The organism is Acidovorax sp. 62 (assembly GCF_002754495.1).
Classification (GTDB): domain Bacteria; phylum Pseudomonadota; class Gammaproteobacteria; order Burkholderiales; family Burkholderiaceae_C; genus Acidovorax.
Genome location: NZ_PEFJ01000001.1, coordinates 1,862,330 through 1,882,161, shown reverse-complemented (window position 1 = coordinate 1,882,161; position 19,832 = coordinate 1,862,330). Strand labels below are relative to the sequence as shown.

The 19,832-nt window shown below is 64.4% G+C and carries 17 protein-coding genes; 5 read left to right on the top strand and 12 right to left on the bottom strand.

What is annotated here, in order from left to right; all coding sequences use genetic code 11:
• Position 1: 1 nt before the first annotated feature.
• Positions 2–1,192: an ABC transporter permease gene (locus CLU86_RS08400; protein ID WP_099741297.1), complete on the top strand. Its 1,191-nt coding sequence runs from the start codon at positions 2–4 to the stop codon at positions 1,190–1,192.
• 119 nt (positions 1,193–1,311) lie between these two features.
• Here the strand turns inward: CLU86_RS08400 and CLU86_RS08395 are convergent, their stop codons facing one another.
• The 7 genes from CLU86_RS08395 to CLU86_RS08360 all read right to left on the bottom strand — a co-directional run bounded on the left by CLU86_RS08395 (position 1,312) and on the right by CLU86_RS08360 (position 9,455).
• Positions 1,312–2,580, bottom strand: coding sequence for an amidohydrolase family protein (locus CLU86_RS08395; protein ID WP_099743445.1), 1,269 nt, complete (start codon positions 2,578–2,580; stop codon positions 1,312–1,314).
• Between the two features lie 57 nt (positions 2,581–2,637).
• Entirely contained in the window at positions 2,638–3,183 is a 546-nt protein-coding gene (locus tag CLU86_RS08390) for a hypothetical protein (RefSeq protein WP_199175106.1), read from the bottom strand.
• Positions 3,180–4,103: an ABC transporter permease gene (locus CLU86_RS08385; RefSeq protein ID WP_099741296.1), complete on the bottom strand. Its 924-nt coding sequence runs from the start codon at positions 4,101–4,103 to the stop codon at positions 3,180–3,182. The genes CLU86_RS08390 and CLU86_RS08385 overlap by 4 nt, the downstream gene beginning before the upstream one ends.
• 231 nt (positions 4,104–4,334) lie before the next feature.
• On the bottom strand, positions 4,335–5,396 hold the full coding sequence (locus tag CLU86_RS08380) for an ABC transporter permease (RefSeq protein ID WP_099741295.1): 1,062 nt from the start codon (positions 5,394–5,396) through the stop codon (positions 4,335–4,337).
• A 55-nt stretch (positions 5,397–5,451) separates the two neighbouring features.
• On the bottom strand, positions 5,452–7,062 hold the full coding sequence (locus CLU86_RS08375; RefSeq protein ID WP_233194889.1) for an ABC transporter ATP-binding protein: 1,611 nt from the start codon (positions 7,060–7,062) through the stop codon (positions 5,452–5,454).
• Positions 7,063–7,248: 186 nt separating this feature from the next.
• Complete coding sequence (locus tag CLU86_RS08365) at positions 7,249–8,220, bottom strand: 5'-methylthioadenosine/S-adenosylhomocysteine nucleosidase (RefSeq protein WP_099743442.1); 972 nt, start codon at positions 8,218–8,220, stop codon at positions 7,249–7,251.
• A 224-nt stretch (positions 8,221–8,444) separates the two neighbouring features.
• On the bottom strand, positions 8,445–9,455 hold the full coding sequence (locus CLU86_RS08360; RefSeq protein WP_099741293.1) for a BMP family protein: 1,011 nt from the start codon (positions 9,453–9,455) through the stop codon (positions 8,445–8,447).
• A 397-nt stretch (positions 9,456–9,852) separates the two neighbouring features.
• On the opposite strand from CLU86_RS08360, the gene CLU86_RS08355 reads away from it, so the two are divergent.
• Positions 9,853–11,586 (top strand): nitrite reductase, encoded by a 1,734-nt coding sequence (locus CLU86_RS08355; protein ID WP_099741292.1) that lies wholly within the window; start codon positions 9,853–9,855, stop codon positions 11,584–11,586.
• Positions 11,587–11,749: 163 nt separating this feature from the next.
• Here CLU86_RS08355 and upp read toward each other — a convergent pair whose 3' ends face one another.
• Together upp and CLU86_RS08345 are read right to left on the bottom strand one after the other, a co-directional pair.
• Complete coding sequence (upp, locus tag CLU86_RS08350; RefSeq protein WP_099741291.1) at positions 11,750–12,379, bottom strand: uracil phosphoribosyltransferase; 630 nt, start codon at positions 12,377–12,379, stop codon at positions 11,750–11,752.
• A 104-nt stretch (positions 12,380–12,483) separates the two neighbouring features.
• The gene (locus tag CLU86_RS08345) at positions 12,484–13,458 is read right to left on the bottom strand and encodes a threo-3-hydroxy-L-aspartate ammonia-lyase (protein ID WP_099655646.1); all 975 of its coding nucleotides are present in this window, start codon (positions 13,456–13,458) and stop codon (positions 12,484–12,486) included.
• A gap of 190 nt (positions 13,459–13,648) precedes the next feature.
• Here CLU86_RS08345 and CLU86_RS08340 point away from each other — a divergent pair, with 190 nt between their 5' ends.
• Positions 13,649–14,440 carry a basic amino acid ABC transporter substrate-binding protein gene (locus tag CLU86_RS08340; RefSeq protein ID WP_369803817.1) on the top strand — a complete coding sequence of 264 codons (792 nt, stop codon included), beginning with the start codon at positions 13,649–13,651 and terminating at the stop codon, positions 14,438–14,440.
• Between the two features lie 120 nt (positions 14,441–14,560).
• Positions 14,561–15,328, top strand: coding sequence for an amino acid ABC transporter permease (locus CLU86_RS08335; protein ID WP_162995947.1), 768 nt, complete (start codon positions 14,561–14,563; stop codon positions 15,326–15,328).
• 9 nt (positions 15,329–15,337) lie between these two features.
• Here the strand turns inward: CLU86_RS08335 and CLU86_RS08330 are convergent, their stop codons facing one another.
• From CLU86_RS08330 to CLU86_RS08320, 3 genes are all read right to left on the bottom strand, one after another.
• Positions 15,338–16,195, bottom strand: a complete 858-nt coding sequence (locus CLU86_RS08330; protein ID WP_099741290.1) for an enoyl-CoA hydratase-related protein — start codon at positions 16,193–16,195, stop codon at positions 15,338–15,340.
• A gap of 170 nt (positions 16,196–16,365) precedes the next feature.
• A complete protein-coding gene (locus CLU86_RS08325; protein WP_099741289.1) occupies positions 16,366–17,184 on the bottom strand; it encodes a hypothetical protein in 819 nt (272 codons plus the stop codon).
• Between the two features lie 200 nt (positions 17,185–17,384).
• Positions 17,385–18,944: a helicase HerA-like domain-containing protein gene (locus tag CLU86_RS08320; RefSeq protein ID WP_099741288.1), complete on the bottom strand. Its 1,560-nt coding sequence runs from the start codon at positions 18,942–18,944 to the stop codon at positions 17,385–17,387.
• A gap of 79 nt (positions 18,945–19,023) precedes the next feature.
• Between CLU86_RS08320 and CLU86_RS08315 the strand changes: the two genes are divergently transcribed.
• Positions 19,024–19,743 carry a YebC/PmpR family DNA-binding transcriptional regulator gene (locus tag CLU86_RS08315; protein WP_099655640.1) on the top strand — a complete coding sequence of 240 codons (720 nt, stop codon included), beginning with the start codon at positions 19,024–19,026 and terminating at the stop codon, positions 19,741–19,743.
• Positions 19,744–19,832 lie beyond the last annotated feature (89 nt).

The window sequence follows — 19,832 nt, the reverse complement described above, 5'->3', positions numbered from 1 at the left end:
CATGCCTGCAGCCCCATCTTCTTCATCCGGTTCGCCCGTGCACACCCCCCGCCGCTGGGCAGCCCTGCGGGGGCGTTGCGCCACCATCTTTCGCCTAGGCATCAAAGAGCTGTGGAGCCTGTGGCGCGACCCGATGATGCTGGTGCTCATTGTCTACACCACCACGCTGGCGGTGTACAGCGCGGGCAAGGCCCAGCCAGAGACGCTCTCGCACGTGCCCATTGCCATCGTCGATGAAGACGTGTCCACGCTCTCGCAGCGCATTGCCACCGCGTTTTTTGCGCCGCAGTTTGTGGGCCCCGATCTGATCACCCCGCAGGACGTAGACCCCGGCCTGGACGCGGGCCGCTACACGCTAGTGCTGCACATACCGCCCAACTTCCAGCGCGATGTGCTGGCAGGCAAGGTGCCGCGCGTGCAGCTCAACATGGACGCCACGCGCATGATGCAGGCCTTCAGCTCCAACGGCGCGGTGCAGCAAATCGTGCAGTCGGAGGTGGCCGAGTTTGTGCAGCGCTACCGGGCCGTGTCCGCTCCCGCCATTGATCTGGTCGTGCGCGCCCGGTTCAACCCGGCGCTCACGCCCGCGTGGTTTGGCTCGGTGATGGAGCTGATCAACATCGTCACCATGCTCTCCATCATCCTCACCGGCGCTGCGCTGATCCGAGAGCGAGAGCACGGCACGGTGGAGCACTTGCTCGTCATGCCCGTCACCCCGGCCGAGATCATGCTGGCCAAGGTGTGGGCCATGGCGCTGGTGGTGCTGGTGGCCACCTGGGTGTCGCTCACAGTGGTGATTCGCTGGGCGATTGGCGTGCCCATCGAAGGCTCGGTACCGCTGTTTTTGCTGGGCACCGTGCTGCACCTGTTTGCCACCACGTCCATGGGCATCTACATGGCCACGCTGGCGCGCAGCATGCCGCAGTTTGGCCTGCTGATGGTGTTGACCATGATGCCGCTGGAGATGCTGTCGGGCGGCGTCACCCCGCGCGAGAGCATGCCGCTGTGGGTGCAGTACGTGATGGCGCTGGCCCCCACCACGCATTTCACCGAGCTGTCTCAGGCCATCCTGTACCGGGGCGCAGGGCTGCCGGTGGTGTGGTCGTCACTGGTGTGGCTGCTGGCGATTGGGGTGGCGCTGTTTGCGCTGGCGCTGGCACGGTTTCGCAAGACCATCGCCCGGATGGCTTGACTGTCATTGCTATCTTTTGTGTAGCTGCCCGCGCTTATTGGATGAGCGCTAGAGCCCGATTCTCTCAATAGCCGTAGGTTGTAGGTCGGGTTAGCGCAGAGTAACCCGACCTACGGGCTTTACATAAAGCCCACGGTGCCGGGTCGCCCGGGCAGGTTCAAGGTTGCCGTGGGCGCAGGCTGGCTGGCAACGCGCTGGCCGCGCCGCCACACCCCCAGGCGCGCCGCCCGCAGGCGGATGGCTTCTGCCGGGTTGCGCGCATGCAGCAGCACAAAGTCCGCATGTGAGCCGGGGGCAATGCCGTAGCCCTCCAGCCCCAGCAGGCGCGCGGGGTGGGTCGTCACCGCGTCAAAGCACTGGCGCATACCCGCCTGGCTGGTCATCTGGCCCACGTGCAGGCCCATGTGCGCGGCCTCCAGCATGTCGCCGCTGCCGCCGCTGTACCAGGGGTCGAGCACGCAGTCGTGGCCAAAGGCCACCGTCAGGCCTGCGGCCATCAGCTCGGGCACGCGGGTCATGCCCCGGCGCTTGGGGTAGGTGTCGTGGCGGCCTTGCAGGGTGATGTTGATGAGCGGATTGGCCACCACGCCCAGGTCGGCCTCGGCCATCAGCGCCATCAGCTTGCTGACGTAGTAGTTGTCCATGCTGTGCATGGAAGTCAGGTGCGAGCCCGTGACGCGGCCGTGCAGGCCCAGGCGCTGGGCTTCGTAGGCCAGGGTCTCCACATGGCGCGAATGCGGGTCGTCGCTCTCGTCGCAGTGCATGTCCACGCGTTTGCCGTGCTCGGCGGCCAGCTCGCACAGCAGCCGCACGCTCTCGGTGCCATCGGCGTAGGTGCGCTCAAAGTGCGGAATGCCGCCCACCACGTCCACCCCCAGGTCGAGGGCGCGCCGGATGTTCTCCAGCCCGCCGGGGCGGCGCAGCACGCCATCTTGCGGAAAGGCCACCAGCTGCAAGTCCAGGTAGGGCGCCACGCGCTGCTTCACATCCAGCAGGGCCTGCACCGGCAGCAAGCTGGGGTCGCTGGTGTCCACATGGCTGCGGATGGCCAGCAGGCCCCGTGCCACGGCCCAGTCGCAATACTGCAGCGCGCGCTGCACGATGGCATCGTGCGTGAGCTGGGGTTTGAGCTCTCCCCACAGCGCAATGCCTTCGAGCAGTGTGCCGCTCTCGTTCACGCGCGGCTGGCCGTAGCTCAGGGTCGAATCCATGTGGAAATGTGCGTCCACAAACGGCGGGCTCACCAGCAGGCCGCCCGCATCCACCGTTTCGTGCGCGGGTGCCTGCAGGCCTTCTGTCACTTCGGTGATGCGGCCGCCTTGCACGGCGATCGACATGTTCTGGCGCCCATCGGGCAGGGTGGCTTGGGTGAGGAGCAGATCCAGCATGGGCATGGGGTGAGGCTGTGAGCGAGTGAGCGGCGGGCGTGCAGGGGCGGGGCGGAGTTACGGCGTCTTGGGGGCGGTGAGACGTTGGCTGCCGCCCGGCCTGCTGGGCGGTGGCGACACGGTGGTGCGCCGTGCAGGCGTGCTGCGGTAACGCAGATCACCAGGGCGGTGGCCTGCTTCCAGGGTCACGTCAAAGGTACCGTCTTCGTGGCCAGACTCGGCCTTGGCGGTGATCCGAATGCCCTGGGCCGTGGCTTGGCAGCGCAAGCGGCTCAGCTGCCATTCGGCGTGGTCGTTGTTGATCTCTGGCACGCCCACCGTGGCAACTTCGATCGCGCTGTCGCTGCGGTCACGCTGCAGCCACTGCACATAGATGAAAGATTGCGCGTACTGGCTGGCGTGCACGACGCGGTAGGTGCCGCCACCGGGGCTCTCATCGCGTGGCGCGGGCCATGCGCCGCACACCTGGACCCAGTCCACATTGGGCGGCGTGGCGTGCGCGGAGTAGGGCGCCTCAATGCCCAGAGCCCAGGCGGGTTGGCACATGGCGGTCAGGGCCGCACAGGCCCAGGCCAGCGAAACAATGGCGGTGCGACGGATCAACGTTCCCCCTTGCGGTATGGCTTCATCAGGGCCTGAGGATACGCCGCCTTGCGCGCCACCAGCACCAGCGCCAGGATGGACAGCAGGTACGGCAGCATCAAATACACCTGGTACGGCAGCCACGCGTCGCCCGCCTGCTGCAGGCGCAACTGCAGTGCGTCGAAGAAGGCAAACAGCAGCGCACCCAGCAGCGCCTTGCCGGGCCGCCACGAGGCAAACACCACCAGCGCCACGCAGATCCAGCCGCGCCCGTTAATCATGTTGAAGAAAAACGCGTTGAAGGCCGACAACGTGAGGAACGACCCCGCCACCCCCATCAGCGCCGACCCGAGCGCGATGGCGCCCGTGCGTGTGGCCGCCACCGAAATGCCCTGGCCCTCGGCCGCCTGCGGGTTCTCGCCCACCATGCGCACCGCCAGGCCCAGCGGGGTGCGCATCAGCACCCAGGCCAATAGCGGCACCAGCAGCAGGGCCAGCAGCGTGAGTGGGGTTTGAGCCGACAGGATGGGAATGCCCAGCCACTCCATCGGCGCAAACGGCTCGATGGTGGGAGGCGTGTTCACCTTGGGGAAGCTCACCCGGTAGCCGTAGTAGCTGAGCGCCGTGGCCAGCAGCGTGATGCCTAGCCCCGAGACATGCTGCGATAGCGCCAGCCCCACGGTGAGCCAGGCGTGCAATAGCCCGAAGACAGCGCCGGTGAGCGCCGCCACAAGCACCCCGGTCCACAGGCCGTAGCCTGCATACACCGTGAGCCAGCCGGTGAAGGCGCCCGCCACCATGATGCCTTCAATGCCCAGGTTGAGCACGCCAGCGCGCTCGCACAGCAGCACGCCCAGCGTGCCCAGGATGAGGGGGGTGGCGACCCGCAGGGTGGCTATCCAGAACGCGGGGTTGGCGAGGATGTCGAGCAGTTCGGTCATGCACTCGCTCCAGCGTGGCTTGCGTTCAGGACTCTGTGCATAGAAACATGCACTGGCCGTTCGGGCTGAGCTTGTCGAAGCCTGGCGCTGCGCTTCGACAGGCTCAGCGTGAACGGTTCTAAGTGGTTTGATGTAAATGCTGCTATTTTGATAGCTGCTTGCGCTGGCTGGATAAGCGCTCGAGGCCTATTTGGCTTGAAGTTCTGGTGTGCGTGCTTTTTCATGGCGTCCTCACTTCCAGCGCACTCTGTATTGCGTGAGCAGGCCCGCCACCAGCACCGCAATCAGCGAAGTCGCCACGATCACATCCGCAATGTAGGTCGGCACGCCCACCGCGCGGCTCATGCTGTCCGCCCCCACCAGCACGCCCGCCACAAAGGTGCCCGCCGCAATCACGCCCAGCGGGTGCAGCCCCGCCAGCATGGCAATCACGATGCCGCTGTAGCCATAGCCGGGCGACATGTCGAGCGTCACATAGCTGGTGCGGCCCGCCACCTCAATGGCGCCCGCCAGCCCGGCCAGTCCGCCCGAAAGCAGGGCGACCAGAACGACTGTGCGCGTAATGGGTACGCCCGCAAACGCCGCAGCCCGCGCATTGGCCCCGGCGGCGCGGATGTCAAACCCCGGCACCGTGCGCGCCAGCAGCGCCCACAGCATCACGGCCAGCGACACGGCCCACAGCAGGCCCGTGTGCAGCCGCGTCTGTGGCACCAGCTTGGAGAGTTCCAAGTCGCCCTGCAGCGCCACACTCTGCGGCCAGCCCATGGAGAGCGGGTCTTTCATCGGCCCATCGAGCAGGGCTGACACCAGCAGCAGCATGATGAAGTTGAGCAGCAGTGTGGTGACCACCTCGTCCACGCCCAGCCGCGCCTTCATCAGCGCTGGGCCCAGCAGCAATACGGCGCCCGCAAGTGCTGCCGCCAGCATCATCAGCGGAAAGAGCACATACGGCGACCACTCCAGCCCCGTGCCGCCATGCATGCCGCCCACGGCCACGGCGGCCAGCGCCCCGGCATAAAGCTGCCCCTCGGCCCCAATGTTGAACAGCCGCGCGCGGAAGGCCACGGCGGCGGCCAACCCAGTCAGGATCAGTGGCGTGGCGCGGGTGAGGGTTTCGGTCAGCGCAAACACCGAGCCGAACGCGCCTTGCAGCAGCAATGCATACGTGCGGCCGACCGGCGCCCCGGCCCACAGCACCAGCAGGCCGCTGATGAGCAGTGTGAACACCACGGCGCCCACCGGCGCCAGCACGTAGGCGGCGGGGGAGGTGTGGTTGCGTTTTTCGAGTCTCATGGGGTTGTTGCTTTTGGCGTGTTTTACTGATCCGGCATCCGTCCACACGAACCGTTCACGCTGAGCCTGTCGAAGCGCTGCGCAAGGCTTCGACAGGCTCAGCCCGAACGGTCGGGGTAGCGCCCGCCATGGCCAGACCGATCGCTTCACGCGTCCAGTCTTCAGCGCGACAGGCCTCGCTCAGTTGTCCGTCGTGCATCACCGCTACCCGGTCGCCCAGGGCCAGTACCTCGTCCAGATCGTCCGAGATCAGCAGCACGGCCGCTCCCGCATCGCGCGCGTTGATGAGTTGCTGCTGCACAAACATCACCGCACCAATGTCCAACCCCCAGGTGGGCTGGTGGGCCACGATGAGCTGGGGCGCGGGGGCCGAGTTACCCGCCGCGTCCTGTGGCGGCATCAGGGCCCGGCCCAGGATGAGCTTTTGCATGTTGCCGCCCGACAGCGACCGGGCGGGGGTGTCCGGCCCGCCGCCGCGCACGTCAAAGGTCTCGGCCACGCGCTGCGCATGCTGGCGCGCGGCGCGGCGTTTGACCCAGAAGGCTCGGAACCACGGGTGCGCAAACCAGGGGCCGCGCAGGCGTTCGGCCACCGCGTTCTCCCACACGGGCAGGTCGCCCACCACGCCCACGGCGTGGCGGTCTTCGGGGATGCGGGCCACGCCCTGGCTGACCAGCCACGCGGGCCGGGCTTGCAGAGGGGCGCCGCGCAGGGTGACCGCGCCGGAGGAGGCCGCACGCACGCCACACAGCACATCGGCCAGCGCTACTTGGCCGTTGCCGCTCACGCCCGCAATCGCCACGATCTCGCCTGCGCGCAAGCTGAGGGACACATTGTTCAACCGATCGCGCCCCGTGTGCGCGGTGCTCACGTGGCTGAGCGTGCAGATGGGCTCGCCCACACTCCGCGCGGGGCAGCGCTCGGCCGCCTCAATCGCATGGCCCACCATCCATTGCGCCAGTTGCCCCTGCGTGGTGCCCTGCGCAGGCGCTTCGGCCACCAGCTTGCCCTGGCGCAGCACGGCCACGCGGTGCGATACGCGCAGCACCTCGCCCAGCTTGTGGCTGATGAAGATGATGGACAGGCCCTGCGCCACCATCTGCGCCAGGGTGTCAAACAGCGCCTCGCTCTCTTGCGGGGTGAGCACGGCGGTGGGTTCGTCCAGGATCAGGATGCGCGCGCCCCGGTACAGTGCCTTGAGGATTTCGACGCGCTGGCGCTCGCCCACCGAGAGGCTGCCGACCTTCGCATCGGGGCTCACTGGCAGACCAAACTGCTGCGACACAGCCAGCAACTTGGTGCGCGCCTCGCTGCGGCGCGAAAAGGGCTGCCACAGCGGTTCGCTGCCCAGCAACACGTTGTCCAGCACCGTGAGGTTGTCGGCCAGCGTGAAGTGCTGGTGCACCATGCCAATGCCCGCCGCCAGCGCTGCACGCGGCTGGCCGGGCGGCAGGGGCTGGCCAAAGACTTCGATGCTGCCTTCGTCGGCCACGTAGTGTCCGAACAGGATGGACATCAGCGTGGATTTGCCCGCACCGTTCTCGCCCAGCAGGGCCAGCACCTCACCGCGTGCGAGGGTCAGGCTGATGCTGTCATTGGCGACGAGCTTGCCGAAGCGTTTGGTGATGCCGGTGAGGCGCAGGACGGGGGGCATGTCAGCACGCATGGAGTCGTGCTCCGTCAGCGGTATGTAAAACTGGCGCGGCCCAGGCCAGTGGGCGCCGCGCAAGGGCCGCCCCGCTGCCTAGGCGGCGCTTCGCTTGCGTGCGCCGGCGTCGTCCCACTGCCCGCTGTGCGCAGCACTGCGAGAGCGGGGGGAAGCGGCGTAGCCGCTCAGGGGGGTGTTTCTGCTTCACTTCCATGCCGCCAGAAACGCCCGCAGCACCTTGGCCGAATTGGCGGCCGCCAGGCCCATGAAGGTGCCCATTTCGTTCTCTCCATCACCACCACCGGCCAGATCGCTCAACGAGCGGAACGCGATGTAGGGCACGCCGTTGCTGTGCGCCACCATGGCGGTGGCGGCGGTTTCCATGTCGAGCACGTTGGCCTCGAAGGTCTTGAAGGCGTATTCGCGGAAGGCCTTGTTGTCCACAAAGGCTTGGCCCGATACGCCGTTACCGCCCACCACGAGTTGCGGGCGCTGTTTCAGGCAGGTGGCGGCCAGGCAGTGTTCCAGGCCCACGTTCTGCAGGCTGCGGGCGGTGGCCAGCATCTCCGGGTCGGCTTCAAACCAGAATTTCTTGCTGAGTTGGGGGTTTGCAGCCGATCGCACTTCCACCGGGCGCGGGTGCATCATGCCGAAGGCGGGCAGGGTCAGCTCGCTTTTCATCCAGGCGGGGGCGCTGTACTGGCTAGGCCGATTTTCGCGCGCCATCAGCCACTCCATGTACTGGCCCCACTGCGCAGGCACTGTCACGTCGCCAATGTGCAGGCCGGGGTTCACGCCGCCCGCAATACCGCTGAACACCACATGGCTCACGTTGAAGCGGTCGAGCACCAGCTGCGTGTTCATGGCCGCGTTGGTCATGCTGATGCCGGAGAGGAACACCACCACGGGCTTGCCTTCGAGCGTGCCGGTGGTGAACTCCACGCCGTTGATGCTGTGCTGGGTGGGCTGCTGCACCTGGGGCAGCAGCACGGTCAGCTCGGGCGCAAAGGCGGAGATGACGGCGATGCGGGGTGTGTCGTCCAGCCGGACCGCCGTCTTGCCTGTCGGGCCGGATGCACAACCAGCAAGTGCGCCAGCCAGTGCCAGTGACCACAGCAGGCGGGTGAAACGAGAGGCGACGGAGTGGCCCAAGGGGATGGACAAAGAGGTGGTCATGGACATACCAGGCAGGGACAGAGACGTACGGAAAACGACAACAAAAAAGGGCCACCTTGATGAGTGGTGGCCCAGGTGTTCACCCGCTTTGTCTCGCATTGGTGATTTGGAGTGGCTGACAAAGCTCAGCGCAGCGGTTCTGGCTAGGCGCTGTGTCGCAGGCAGTACTGCAAGTACGACAAGACACAGCAACAACGCCAGAAGAGTTTTGTCATCCACTCCCCTTATTTGGCCGTGGACTTGGGCTGGCTGTCGTCTACCTTCACGGTGAACTTGCCCGCGAGGATGTCAGCCTCCTTGGCCTTGACCTTGGCGACGATGTCGGCCGGCACTTTCTTCTCGAACGTGCCCAGGGGGGCGAGTTCGGAGCCCTTGTGCTTCATCATCGAATACGGGCCGTAGTCCTCGGCGGTGAACTTGCCGTCCTTGACCAGTTTGAGCGCGCGCTCAATGCTGGGCTCCATGTGCCACAGGGCCGACGCCACCACGGTGTCGGGGTACTGCGGCTGGGTGTCGATCACGTTGCCGATGGCGAGTTTCCCTTTTTCCTTGGCCGCATCGCTCACGCCAAAGCGCTCGGCGTAGAGCACATCGGCGCCCTTGTCGATCATGGCGAAGGTGGCTTCCTTGGCCTTGGGGGGGTCAAACCAGCTGTTGATGAAGGTGATGGTGAACTCGACCTTGGGGTTGGTCTCTTTGGCGCCTGCCATGAAGGCGTGCATCAGGCGGTTGACTTCGGGGATGGGGAAGCCGCCGACCATGCCGATCTTGTTGGACTTGGTCATGCCGCCAGCGATCATGCCGCTGAGGTAGGCGGGCTCCTGGATGTAGTTGTCGAACACGCTGAAGTTGGGCGCCTGCGGCTTGCCCGACGAGCCGAGCAGGAACGAAGTCTTGGGAAAGTCCTTGGCCACCTTGCGGGCGGCGGCTTCCACCGCAAAGGCTTCGCCCACGATGAGCTGGTTGCCGCCGGTGGCGTACTCGCGCATCACGCGCTCGTAGTCGGCGTTGCTGACGTTTTCACTGGCCTTGTATTCGATCTCGCCGCGCGCTTCGGCGGCCTTCAGCGCCTTGTGGATGCGGCTGACCCACTGCTGCTCAAAGGGCACGGTGTAGATCGCCGCGACCTTGAGCTTGGACTGCGCTGCAGCCAGTGAGGGCGCCATCGCCATGGCGGCCGAGAGGGCCATGGAGGTGCAGAGCAGGCGTCCGGTGAAGATGCGGCGAGTGGTCATGGTGCGGTTCCTTGGGTGGGACTGGCGAAGGAGAGGCCGTGCACGGCCTCCAGAACACGATGAAACTAGCAATTTGCACGCCAGCGATGGCCCTCGCGCAGGCAGCTGTGCGGCGGGCGTTCCATGGCGGGATTGCGCTGCACAGTCTGCCAGAAGTGCATGGCGGGCGGCCTTCCAGGCCGGTCGTGACGTGATCAAGGATTTCCCTCTAGGCAGCCGTTGGATGTTGGTTTAATGGTGCATGTTGAATGAATCATTTGACAGGTATCAAAGCGGCTGTGGGGAGGCTGGCGAAGAATGGCTGCGAGCCTGCTGAAACCCAGTCGTCGCAGCCCGCAGCAGGCCAGTTGGAGGGATGGAATGAGCCATCTTGGGCCGCGACATACAAGGAGTCCCCATGACAACCCGAAAGCTGGCGCGCCTTGCGGCACTGGCAATGTCCACTCTGGCCCTTACGGCGTATGCCGATGACAAGAAGAGCGTGACACCCGCCGAGATGAACTACCAGGCAGGCTCGTCCCCTTTGGCCAATCAGCCGATGTACCAAAGCACAAACCCTGCCGCGCCCAAAATGACGCAGGCCGAGTTTGACCGTGCTCGCCAAACTTACTTTGAGCGTTGCGCTGGCTGCCACGGCGTGCTGCGCAAGGGCGCCACTGGCAAGCCCCTGACGCCCGATGTGACGCTGCCCAAGGGCACGGATTACCTCAAGGTGTTCATCGCCTATGGCTCGCCCGCTGGCATGCCCAACTGGCAGACTTCGGGTGAGATGAGCGAGTCCGACGTGGACATGATGGCCCGCTACATCCAGCAAGACCCCCCTATGCCTCCCGAGTGGAGCATGGCGGACATGAAGAAGACCTGGAAGGTGCTGGTGCCGCCGAAGGACCGCCCAACCAAGAAGATGAACGATTACAACATCGCCAACATCTTCTCGACCACGCTGCGTGACGCGGGCGAAGTGGCGCTGATCGATGGCGACACCAAGCAGATCATCAACATCATCAAGACCGGCTATGCGGTGCACATCTCGCGCACCTCGGCATCGGGCCGCTACCTGTTCGTGATCGGCCGCGATGGCCGCGTGAACATGATCGACCTGTGGATGGCCAAGCCCGACAACGTCGCTGAAATCCGCATTGGTCTGGAAGCCCGTTCGGTGGACACCTCCAAGTACAAGGGCAAGGAGGGCGACTTCACTGACAAGCTGGCCATTGCTGGCGCCTACTGGCCCCCTCAGTTCGTCATCATGAATGGCGACACGCTGGAGCCCATGAAGATCGTCTCGACCCGTGGCATGACCGTGGACACTCAGGAATACCACCCCGAGCCCCGCGTGGCTTCGATCGTGGCCTCGCACTTCAAGCCTGAGTTCATCGTGAACGTGAAGGAAACCGGCAAGACCCTGATGGTGGACTACAAGGATGTGGACGCCCTCAAAATCACCGAGCTGGGCTCTGCCCGTTACCTGCACGACGGTGGCTGGGACTCGAGCAAGCGCTACTTCATGGTGGCTGCCAACAACAGCAACAAGATTGGCGTGGTAGATGCCAAGGAAGGCAAGCTGCAGGCGCTGGTGGATGTGGGCAAGACACCGCACCCAGGCCGTGGCGCCAACTTTGTGCACCCCAAGTTCGGCCCTGTGTGGTCCACAGGTCACTTGGGTGACGAGACCATCTCGTTGATCGGCACCGACCCCAAGAAGCATGCCCAGTATGCGTTCAAGGAAGTGGCCAAGATCAAGGGCCCAGGCGGCGGTGCGCTGTTCATCAAGAGCCACCCCAAGTCGCAGCACTTGTACTCGGATGCTCCACTCAATCCTGATCCAAAGATCTCGCAGTCGGTGGTGGTGTACGACATCAAGAACCTGGACAAGGGCTACACCGTGCTGCCGATTGCCGAGTGGGCTGGTCTGCCTGACGATGGCGGTGCCAAGCGCGTGGTGCAGCCAGAGTTCAACAAGGCGGGCGACGAGGTGTGGTTTGCCGTCTGGTCTGCCAAGGACAAGCAATCTGCCCTGGTGGTGGTGGACGACAAGACCCTCAAGCTCAAGGCTGTGATCAAGGACCCACGCCTGATCACCCCTACGGGTCACTTCAACATCAACAACACGCAGCACGACGTGTATTGATGGCCCAAGCCACTGTGCGGCTTGCCCGCACGGTGTGCAGAGGTATCAGGGCCCTGGCGTGAAAGCCAGGGCATAAAAAAACACCGCAGGGTATCAAGCCCTGCGGTGTTTTTTTTATGGGTCGGCGCCAGGTCTTCCACGCCTGCAGCGCAGGCGCAGGGCCTTACTTGGTGCCGAAGATGCGGTCGCCCGCGTCACCCAGGCCCGGCAGGATGTAGCCGTGGTCGTTGAGTTCGCGGTCGATGGCGGCGGTGAAGATCGGCACATCGGGGTGCGCCTTTTGCAGCGTGGCCACGCCCTCAGGGGCGGCCAGCAGGCACACGAACTTGATGGAGCGGGGCTTGAGCTGCTTGAGCCGATCCACGCAGGCGGCGGCCGAATTGCCGGTGGCCAGCATGGGGTCCACCACGATGATGTCGCGCTCTTCCATCTCGGAGGGCATCTTGAAGTAGTACTCGACCGGCTGCAGCGTCTTGGGGTCGCGGTACAGGCCGATGTGGCCCACGCGGGCACCGGGCACCACGTTGAGCATGCCGTCCAAAAAGCCGTTGCCTGCGCGCAGGATGGAGACAAGCACCAGCTTCTTGCCGTCGATCATCTTGCCCGTCATGGTCTCCAGCGGCGTCTCGATCTGCACATCTTGCAGCGGCATGTCGCGGGTCACCTCGTAGGCCATCAGCGTGGACAGCTCGCCCAGCAGGCGCCGAAAGCTGTTGGTGCTGGCGTCTTTCTTGCGCATGAGCGTGAGCTTGTGCTGGACGAGGGGATGGGTGATGACGGTGACATTGCTCATGAGAAAACTTGTATTAGCGTGAAAAGGGCACAAAGGTGCAGCCCGTATTTTCTACCATTGGGTAAAACCCGCGGCTTTGACTTGCGGCATGGATCGGGGTGGGGTCAATCGGCCAGAAAGCGGGCGTAGCGGGCCAGGTCCACATTGCCGCCACTGATGAGCACGCCCACGCGCTTGCCGCGCACGTCCACACTGCCGTTGCACACCCCGGCAAAAGCCAGGGCCCCCGTGGGCTCCACCACCATCTTCATGCGCTCTGCAAAAAAGCGCAGGGCCTGCACCAACTGCTCGTCGGTGGCGGTGACCATGTCTTCCACACCCTTGGCAATGATGGGGAAGGTGAGCTGCCCCAGGGCCTGCGTTTGTGCGCCGTCGGCAATGGTGTGGGGCGTGGCAATCTGCACGATGTGCCCGGCTTTGAACGACTGCTGGCCATCGTTGCCCGCCTCGGGCTCCACGCCCACCAGGCGGCATTGCGGGGCCACGGCCTGCGCGGCCAGTGTGCTGCCGGCCAGCAGGCCGCCACCGCCCACGCAGACGAACAGGTAGTCCAGGTCGGGCACCTCGTGCAGCAGCTCCAGGGCGGCAGTGCCTTGCCCGGCGATGACGTGGGGGTGGTCAAACGGCGGCACCAGGGTCATGCCGCGCTCTTGCGCCAGGCGCTGGCTGATGGCTTCGCGGTCTTCGGTGTAGCGGTTGTAGGTCACCACCTGTGCTCCGTATTCGCGGGTGGCGGCCATTTTGGCGGCGGGTGCGTCTTCGGGCATGACGATGACGGCAGGCATGTCCAGCAGCCGGGCCGACAGGGCGATGGCCTGGGCGTGGTTGCCTGCAGAAAACGCCAGCACGCCGCGCTCGCGCTGCTCGGGCGTGAACTGCTGCAGCGTGTTGTACGCCCCGCGAAACTTGAAGGCGCCAGTGCGCTGCAGGTTCTCGCACTTGAAGAAAATATGTGCCCCGGTGCTCTCGTCCGCACTGGTAGAGCGCAGCACTGGCGTGCGGTGGGCAATGCCCTGCAGCCGCTGGGCTGCTGCGGTGATGTCATCAAAGGTGGGCACAGGCAAGCGGGTCATGGTCATGAAAGGGGGCCTCCGCGCGAGCGGCTGGCCCGCGCACGACAAAACGCTGCAAACACTGTGCATCATAGGCATTGCACCAACTGCGTGCAAAAAATGGGTTCTGGCGCCCGCAAACAGGGCGCAAGCAGCTATGAAATTTGAAGTCCTTCAAAGGACTGCTGGTTATACTGCAGGCCTCCTTTCCCCCCCCATGGGTCCTATTCTTATGCAACAGTCTCGACGCATCTTTGCCCTGGGCTTTGGCCTGGTCGCCTCGCTTGGTTTTACCGTGGGGGCTTTGGCCCAAGGCACCCCAGCGCGGGAACTCACTGTCGCTTCCAGCGCCACTTACGCGCCCTTTGCGTTCGAAAACAAAGACAAGCAGATCGTCGGTTTCGACATCGACATCATCAACGCCATTGCCAAGCAGCAAGGGCTCAAGATCAAGGTCATCAACACCCCCTGGAGCGGCATTTTTGCGGCCCTGAACAATGGCGATGTGGACCTGGTGATCTCTGGCGTCACCATCAACGACAAGCGCCGCCAAAGCTACGACTTTTCCAACCCGTACTTCGCGGCGCACCAGCTGATTGCCGTGCCCAAGAGCAGCACGGTGGCCACCCTCAAGGACCTGAACGGCAAGAAAATTGCCGTGGTGAATGCCTCGACGGCCGACGATGTGGCCTCGCGTGAGTTCGGCAAGACCAGCCCCAACATCCGCCGCTTTGAAAGCACCCCGCTCATCATCTCCGAGCTGGCAGGTGGCGGCGTGGATGCCGCCATTGGCGACAACGGCGTGATTGCCTACCGCGTGAGCCAGAACCCCGCCCTCAAGACGGTGGAAGACCCCAGCTTTCCCGAAGAGGGCTTTGGCATTGTGGTGAAGAAGGGCGACAAGCCCCTGCAAGACAAGCTCAATGCCGGTCTGGCCGCCATCCGTGCCGATGGCAGCTATGGCGAAATCTACAAGAAGTGGTTTGCCAAGGAATACAAGGCCCGCTGATCGCTGCCTGTGGGTTTGCCATGCACTGCGGCCGCGTTTGCGGCCGTTTTTGCTGGGGGTCTGAGGGAGCTCCTGGTGGGGCGCAACGCTATTTGCTACTGCTATTGATTGGGAGGGGTGATGGAACCTGAACTGTGGTTTGGCTGGTTTCGGCCGGACATTCTGGTGGAGTACCGTGAGCTGTTTTGGCGCGGCGCGCTGATGACGCTGGGCATGACGGTGGTGTGTGTGCTGCTGGGCGGTACCTGGGGCCTGTTGCTGGCGCTGGCCCGGCTGGCCCAGGCACGCCACGCGCCGTGGAACTGGGTGTGCCGCTTCTTGCTGCGCTGGCCCTCGACGGTGTATGTGAGCTTTTTCCGGGGCACGCCGCTGTTTGTGCAAATTTTGCTGATGCACTTTGCGGTGATGCCGCTGTTCATCCACCCCGTGTCAGGGCTGCTGATTGATGGCGAGCTGGCGCGCACGCTCAAGCAAGAGCATGGGGCGCTGATCTCGGGCATTGCAGCGCTCACGCTCAACTCGGCCGCCTACATCTCAGAGGTGTTCCGCGCGGGCATTCAGTCCATCTCCAAGGGGCAGTTTGATGCCGGGCGCTCGCTGGGCTTCACGCCCATGCAGGTGATGCGCTATGTGGTGCTGCCGCAGGCCTTTAGGCGCATGCTGCCGCCACTGGGCAACAACATGATTGCGCTGCTCAAGGACACGTCGCTGGTGTCTGCCATCGGCCTGGCCGAAATGGCCTACGCCGCACGCACGGTGGCGGGGGCTTATGCGCGGTATTGGGAGCCATACCTGGCCATTTCATTGGCCTACTGGCTCATGACGCTGGCGCTGACCACCGCCTTGCGGCGGTTGGAATACCACCTGGCGCGCAGCGACCGCAGCTAGTTTGACTTATTAACCCGCCGAATCGCTGAACCGCTGCAGTGGCGTGAGCGCAGGGAAGTTGCCCGCGCGCTTTTGCTTCATGGCGGTAACGGATTCGCGCACATGCTGGTTGCTCCAGATCGCGCCCTGCAGCCAGCCCATCTGGCGCAGGCTGTCTTCCACCGAATGGTCGCGGGCGTAGTGGATGGCCTGCTTGGTGCCCCAGATGGCCACGGGTGGCTTGCTGGCAATCTCTTGCGCGCACTGAAGGGCTGCGGCCACCATGGCCTCTTGCGTGTCAAACACTTCGTTGACCAGGCCATAGCCCTGGGCCTTGGCCGCGCCCAGGCGGCGGCCGGTGTAGGCCAGCTCTTTCACCACGCCCAGCGGGATGAGTTTGGGCAGGCGTTGCAGCGTGCCCACGTCGGCCACCATGCCGATGTTGATCTCCTGGATGCAGAAGAACGCATCCTGCGTGGCGTAGCGGATGCAGGCGGCGGTCACCATGTCCACCGCGCCACCGATGCAGCCGCCGTGGATGGCCGCAATGACGGGAATGCGCAGGTTTTCCAGCCGCGTGAAGGTGGCCTGCATGTCGGTCAACAGGTCAAAAATGGCGGCGCGGCCCTCGGGGCTTTGATCGTCCATGGTGATGGCGCCGCCAAAGGTTTCGAGCGCCATGCCCGCACTGAAGTGTTTGCCCGTGCTGCTGATGACCAGCGCCCGTGCCTCGCCCGCTTGGTGCAGGTGGGCCAGCACCGCGTCCAGCTCGCGCCAGAAGGTGGGATGCATGGTGTTCAGGGCCTCTGGCTTGTTCAAAACCAAGTGAGCCACCTGCGCGGTGGTGCTGAGGGTAAAGCAGGTGAGGGCGGTGATGTCGGTGTTCATGGCCTGACACTCTAGGGCGCCCGCCTGTTGCTGTTCGTCGCCTGGGCGACTTTGGGTTAAATTGGCCTCTAGCGCTTGAAATGAAAGCGCTGGCAGCTATTGTTTTGATAGTGATTGATGTTTGGTGCGGTGCTGCCACGGGTGCCCGCCAGGGCCTACCCGGCGTGGACTCAATCGCCGCCCCCGCCGCAGCCACCTCCACAGCCACCCCCGTCGCCCCCTGCACCGTCCGAGCTGTCGGCCCCGCCAAAGTCGCCCGAGCTACCGCTGTAGCTGCCGTCCGAAAAATCGGTGCCGCAGTAGGGCGAGCCACCACAGCCGCCGCTGCCCGAGCTTGTCTCCGCGCTGCTTTGCGCACCCGTCAAGCGGCAGTCTGGCACGTAGTGAAACCCGTTGGGGATGGCGAACTTGGCATCCAGGGCAAACAGCAGGGGCAGGCGGCTGGGGGCCTTGGGGTCGATGGATTCTTCCTTGCAGGCCCAGAACCAGGCGCGCCGCAAGCCGTCGTTGTGCACGCCTCTGCGGCCCAGGGCTTCAGCCGGGGTGTGGTGCAAAAAGCGGCCCAGCGCATGGGTGCACCACAGTTTGTAGGCCTGCGTGTGCAAGATGAACTCGTGCCACAGCGCATCGACCGCCTGTGAGGGCATGGCCACAAACTGGCGGCTGCGCAGGCAGGCGAGGAAGAATTGCCGCAGGCCCCGTTCGACCAGCTCGCCATCCTTGGCGCTCAACTGCGGGTAGGCCTCGCGCAGTTTGCGCTGCAAGAAGCGGGGCAAGGGGGCTTCGCGGATGTAGCGCTCACGCGCTGCTGTGGTCCACCGATGCCACAGCGAGGTCATCGCCACGGTGGCGAAGAAGTACCCCAACCAATACCAGTGGGGGCGCCACAGACCTGCAACGATCCCGGCGAAGCCGAGTATCCAGACCCCGGCGGCGGCTAACAGGGGCAGGCGGCCCCAGCGCAGCAGTGCGATTTCGGTTTTTGTCATCGATCCTCCTTTGTTGTTGTTTTTGTTGGGATCGATTCAACGCCTGTTTTGTTACGAATTGGTGACTGTCATATGGAAGTCACAGGTCTCATGGTGGTGCGCTGCCCAAAGATTGGGTGGGCTGTAGCGCTGGGGATACACCGGGCAGCGCCTGTGCTGGCAACCGCCCGGGTTTTGCTGTGATCCGGCTTTGAGCGAAATCAGCGCCGCTTGCCACTGCCGCCAAAAATGCTGCCCAGCACGCCGCGCAAAATCTCCTTGCCCAGCGTGGTGCCCATGGTGCGCACGGCAGACTTGGCCATGGTCTGGGCCAGGCCATCGTGCTTGCCGCCGCGTGGGCCGGTGGTGCCAAACAGCACGTCGTTGAGCCCGCCCAGCAGTCCTCCGCCCGCATCGGCCGGTGCTGCTGGCGTGCCAGGGCTGGATGTGCCATTGGTGCCATTGGTTCCGTTGCTGCCCGTGGCAGGCGCCTGCGTCGTGGCTTCGCCGGTGCGGCCTTTGAGTTTTTCGTAGGCCGATTCACGGTCAATGGCCTTTTCATACACGCCTGCCACCAGCGACTGCGCCAAGAGCGCCTGGCGCTGCGGGGCCGTGATGGGGCCCAACTGGCTGGCCGGGGGGAGCACAAACACACGCTCGGTCACGCTGGGGCGGCCCTTGGCGTCCAGAAAGCTCACCAGCGCCTCGCCCACGGCCAGCTCGGTGATGGCGGTTTCAATGTCCAGCCCGGGTTTTTGCCGCATGGTGGTGGCCGTGGCCTTCACTGCCTTTTGGTCGCGGGGGGTGAAGGCGCGCAGCGCGTGCTGCACTCGGTTGCCCAGCTGCGCCAGCACGCTGTCGGGGATATCGAGCGGGTTCTGCGTGACGAAATACACGCCCACGCCTTTGGAGCGCACCAGGCGCACCACCAGCTCAATGCGCTCAATGAGCACCTTGGGCGCTTCGTTGAACAGCAAGTGGGCTTCGTCGAAGAAGAACACCAGTTTGGGTTGCTCGGGGTCGCCGATTTCGGGCAATTGCTCAAACAGCTCAGAGAGCATCCACAACAAAAAGGTGGCATACAGGCGCGGCGCGTTCATGAGCTTGTCGGCCGCCAGGATGTTGATGACGCCATGGCCATCCACGGTCTGCATGAAATCCTGGATGTTAAGCATGGGCTCGCCAAAGAACTGCGTGCCACCTTGCTGCTCGATCTGCAGCAGCCCGCGCTGGATGGCCCCCACGCTGGCGGAGCTGACGTTGCCATACTCGGTGGTGAAGTCCTTGGCGTTGTCGCCCACATACTGCAGCATGGCCCGCAAGTCCTTGAGGTCCAGCAGCAGCAGGCCGTTGTCGTCGGCAATCTTGAAGACCAGGTTGAGCACGCCCAACTGGGTTTCGTTCAGGTTGAGCATGCGGCCCAGCAGCAGCGGACCCATGTCGGAGATGGTGGCGCGCACCGGGTGGCCTTGCTCGCCAAACACATCCCACAGCGTGGTTGGGCAGGCCTGGGGCGCTGGCAAGTCCAGCCCGCGCTCTTTGAGCACGCCTGCCAGCTTGTCGCCGATCTTGCCGGGCTGGCTGGCACCGGTGAGGTCGCCTTTCACGTCGGCCATGAACACCGGCACACCGATGCGGGAAAAATTCTCGGCCAGGGTTTGCAGGGTCACTGTCTTGCCGGTGCCGGTGGCGCCGGTGATGAGCCCGTGGCGGTTGGCCAGGCCTGGCAGCAGGTGGCATTCGGTGTCGGCGTGCTTGGCAATCAGCATGGGGTCGGCCATTTGGGGTTTCCTCGGGGTACGGTGTCTGGCAAAAAGTAAAATCAGCAGGCTAGATTAAATCAATACAAAAGGATCTCTCGTGGCAGGACACAGTAAATGGGCGAATATCCAGCACCGTAAGGGGCGCCAGGATGAAAAACGCGGCAAGATCTGGACCCGCATCATTCGTGAAATCACTGTGGCGGCCCGTGCCGGTGGCGGCGATCTGTCTGCCAACCCCCGCCTGCGCCTGGCGGTGGACAAGGCCAAGGCGGCCAACATGCCCGCAGACCGCATCAAATACAACATCGACAAGGCCACGGGCAACGCCGAAGGCCTGACCTACGAAGAAATCCGCTACGAAGGCTATGGCATTGGTGGCGCCGCCATCATGATCGACACCATGACCGACAACCGTGTGCGCACCGTGGCCGAAGTGCGCCACGCGTTCAGCAAGCACGGTGGCAACATGGGCACCGAGGGCTCGGTGGTGTTCCAGTTCAAGCACTGTGGTCAGCTGATTTTTGCCCCCGGCACCAGCGAAGACAAGGTGATGGAGGTGGCCCTGGAGGCGGGCGCTGAGGACGTGGTGACCGATGACGACGGCGCGGTAGAAGTGCTGACGGCCCCGGCCGACTTCGAAGCGGTGAAGAACGCCCTGGAAGCCGCAGGCCTGACGCCTGAGGTGGCCAGTGTGACCATGCGGCCTGAGAACACGATTGAGCTGACAGGCGACGATGCCGCCAAGATGCAAAAGCTGCTGGACGTGCTGGAAGATCTGGACGATACGCAAGAGGTTTATCACAACGCGGCTTTGTGAAGCTCCCCCTGAGGCGCTTCGCGCCTTCCCCCTCTCTCGCTGCGCTTCGCTTGCGGGAGGGGACGCCACCAGCGCGGCGGGGCGGTGCG